At 61.7% G+C, this 3270-nt stretch carries 2 protein-coding genes, 1 pseudogene and 1 riboswitch; of the genes and pseudogenes, 1 reads left to right on the forward strand and 2 read right to left on the reverse strand.

Annotation, left to right across the window (positions count from 1 at the left end; translation table 11 throughout):
- Both NKI41_RS32855 and thiC read right to left on the reverse strand, forming a co-directional pair.
- Positions 1-83, reverse strand: an 83-nt coding sequence (locus tag NKI41_RS32855) for an FAD-binding protein (protein ID WP_352687176.1), incomplete at its 3' end; no start/stop codon positions are given.
- On the reverse strand, positions 80-1915 hold the full coding sequence (thiC, locus tag NKI41_RS32860; protein WP_352687173.1) for a phosphomethylpyrimidine synthase ThiC: 1836 nt from the start codon (positions 1913-1915) through the stop codon (positions 80-82). The genes NKI41_RS32855 and thiC, both read right to left, overlap by 4 nt.
- Positions 1916-2019: 104 nt before the next feature.
- A riboswitch (TPP riboswitch) is annotated at positions 2020-2136 on the reverse strand.
- A gap of 926 nt (positions 2137-3062) precedes the next feature.
- Here thiC and NKI41_RS32865 point away from each other — a divergent pair.
- Positions 3063-3212, forward strand: a pseudogene (locus tag NKI41_RS32865) (integrase core domain-containing protein); the annotation flags it as partial.
- Positions 3213-3270: the final 58 nt, after the last annotated feature.

The following is a 3270-nucleotide window of genomic DNA, read 5'->3' on the forward strand; positions in this document are numbered from 1 at the left end:
ACCGTGACCGTCGCGCCGCGGGCGGCGAGTTCGAAGGCGGCGGTGAGGCCGGCGACGCCGGCCCCCTTTATCAGCACCTTCATGACGGCTTACCTGGCTGAGGCGTGAGCGGTGCGACGGTCTCGTCCGCTGGCACGTAGAGATCGCCGCCCTCGCGGTATTTCGCCGCCATCGCCGCCATGCCCTCCTTCTGCGCCTCGGCGCGGATGTCGTGAGAGATACGCATCGAGCAGAATTTCGGTCCGCACATCGAGCAGAAATGCGCCAGCTTGTGCGCCTCCTTGGGCAAGGTCTGGTCGTGGAAGGACCGTGCGGTTTCGGGGTCGAGCGACAGGTTGAACTGGTCCTCCCAACGGAACTCAAAGCGCGCGCGGGAAAGGGCGTCATCCCTGACTTTCGCCGCCGGGTGGCCCTTCGCCAGGTCGGCCGCGTGCGCTGCGATCTTGTAGGTGATCACGCCGGTCTTGACGTCATCGCGGTCGGGAAGGCCGAGATGCTCCTTGGGCGTGACGTAGCAGAGCATGGCCGTTCCGAACCAGCCGATCATCGCCGCGCCGATGCCGGAAGTGATGTGGTCGTAGCCCGGCGCGATGTCGGTCGTCAGCGGTCCAAGCGTATAGAACGGCGCCTCGCCACAGACCGCGAGCTGCTTGTCCATGTTCTGCTTGATCTTGTGCATCGGCACGTGGCCGGGCCCCTCGATCATCACCTGGCAATCTTTCGCCCAGGCGATCTGCGTCAGCTCGCCGAGCGTTTCCAGCTCGGCGAATTGCGCCGCGTCGTTGGCATCGGCAATCGAGCCGGGACGAAGGCCGTCGCCGAGCGAGAAGGAGACGTCATAAGCGCGGCAGATGTCGCAGATCTCCGCAAAGTGCTCGTAGAGGAAGCTTTCCCGGTGATGGTGCAGGCACCATTTTGCCATGATCGAGCCGCCGCGCGAGACGATACCCGTGACCCGGTCAACGGTCAGCGGGATGTAATGCAGCCGCACGCCGGCGTGGATGGTGAAATAGTCGACGCCCTGTTCGGCCTGTTCGATCAGCGTATCGCGATACACTTCCCAGGTCAGGTGCTCGGCAATGCCGCCGACCTTTTCGAGCGCCTGGTAGAGCGGCACCGTGCCGATCGGCACCGGCGCATTGCGCACGATCCATTCGCGGATGTTATGAATGTTGCGGCCGGTCGACAGGTCCATCACCGTATCGGCGCCCCAGCGGATCGCCCACACCATCTTTTCGACCTCTTCGGCCATCGACGACGTGACGGCGGAATTGCCGATATTGGCGTTGATCTTGACCAGGAAATTGCGGCCGATGATCATCGGCTCGCTCTCGGGATGATTGATGTTGGCGGGAATGATCGCGCGTGCGCGCGCCACCTCTTCTCGGACGAATTCCGGCGTGACGAAATCGGGAAGCGTCGCGCCGAAAGCTTCGCCGTCGCGTTGCAGCTTGCCTCGAAGGATCTCGCGGCCGAGGTTCTCGCGGATGGCGACGAATTCCATTTCGGGGGTGATGATGCCGGCGCGCGCATAGGCAAGCTGGGTCACTGCCTTGCCGGCCTTGGCTCTAAGCGGCCGGTTGCGGACAGGAAATTCCGGCGTCAGGCGCTCGCCCGCCGCGAATCCATTGTCTTCCGGCCGGACATGGCGGCCGTCATAGGCTTCGACATCGCCGCGCGACGTGATCCATTCGTGGCGAAGCCGGGCAAGGCCCTTCTCGATGCTGGTTTCGACAGCCGGATCGGTATAGGGGCCGGACGGATCGTAGACGGTCACCGGCGGCTCGCCTGCCGTCGGATGGACGGAGATTTCGCGCATCGGCACCCTGATCTGAGGGTGAATGCTGCCAGGCTTGTGGATCTTGCGTGAGGCGGGCAGCGGTCCCGTCGAGACGGCGGGGGTGAGGGCATTCATCTTGAGGCTCCTTTGCTCGTTGCATTGGAGACCCAGTTCTGTGCCGGAAGGATGAAAAGACGCTTCTGTCGACCTGCCGAAACAGGACCTCGGGCGTAAACTCCCGCAAAGCGCTTGCACCGTCCCTACGCCAGTATGAACTGGATCAGGTTCAACGGGTCACTGCGCCGCGAATGCCAGCAGTATCTCAGCCCCTTGCCGGGACTCCCCTGGTGAATACCTCAGGTTGAACGGGCGAGCGCTATCTTGTCAAGCGCATTCGGGCCGCGGCGATGATCGTCGGGCGATCGGCTCGGCCAGGCGCAAGATCGGATGGAGCGTCGCCTGAGAATCGTCTGTTCCTCGATCAGCCTCGCTTTATGCTCTGGAGCTTGTAGCGCCGGGAAGAGCAAGCCGCGGCGGAATTTGCCGGCGACGTCAGACTCCAGGAGCGCAATTTCGTCTGTTTTGACGCGCCCCGAGATGCGGCTGGCGAACCGGTTGGGCTCGCTTGCACCGCGAAGCGCGCCACGAGCAGCGTTCCGGCCCGCGTCAATCCCGGTGCATGGCCGCCTTCCATCAGTCGGCGGCGTCGCGTCCAGCATCGGCTGCTCGGCACATTCACGCTCGCACCTTGGCGCCAGCCGGGTGGGGAGGGGATTTCATGGACCATCGACCGGCAGAGAAGCGGACCAAGCGTCTCGTGATCATTGCAGTAGCGATACACTATTGCCGCATCGCTCTCCCTCTTCTGCTTCTCGGCGGTAAAGTTACGCGTGATCGGCGGCGGGCGATGGAGCGGCGCCAGCTAAGCTAGGCGTAGAAATGGTCTTCACGGACATGATCGCGGCTCGGCTAGAAGTCTTAATTAATTCGGCTTGTGCGAAGCGACGGGCAGGGAGGTTCGAGGCTTGGGAATTTTGTGAGCTAAACGATTCCCTATTTTACCCGCACGCGCTGATTTCTTAATGGATTCTGGTATCAAAGCTGTTGCATTTGGTGGGGGCGCAATGAGTAAGCTGTTCGAATATCCGTGCATTGTGGTTCAGCAGTCGAGTGAGGCCAAGACAATCCTGCTGTTCTCAGCGTCGGCAACTGAGATCGACAGCTGGATTGGAATCCCGCAGCGGTTAAGTCTATCAGGAACGGAGACAGTTGGCTTTCAGCATGGCACTACATCGCGCCAGGCAAGCCGATGCAGAACGGTTATGTCGAATCCTTCAACGGTCGCATGCGCGACGAGCTCTTGAACGAGAGCCTGTTCTTCGGCCTCGACCACGCTCGCAGCGCCATCGCCGAATGGGCGGACGACTACAATCCTGTTTCATAACACCCATCTGTCTATGTCGTTGAAGTGAATAGGTTTTGCTGATCTG

It is taken from the genome of Mesorhizobium sp. M0601 (genome assembly GCF_040320845.1).
Classification (GTDB): domain Bacteria; phylum Pseudomonadota; class Alphaproteobacteria; order Rhizobiales; family Rhizobiaceae; genus Mesorhizobium.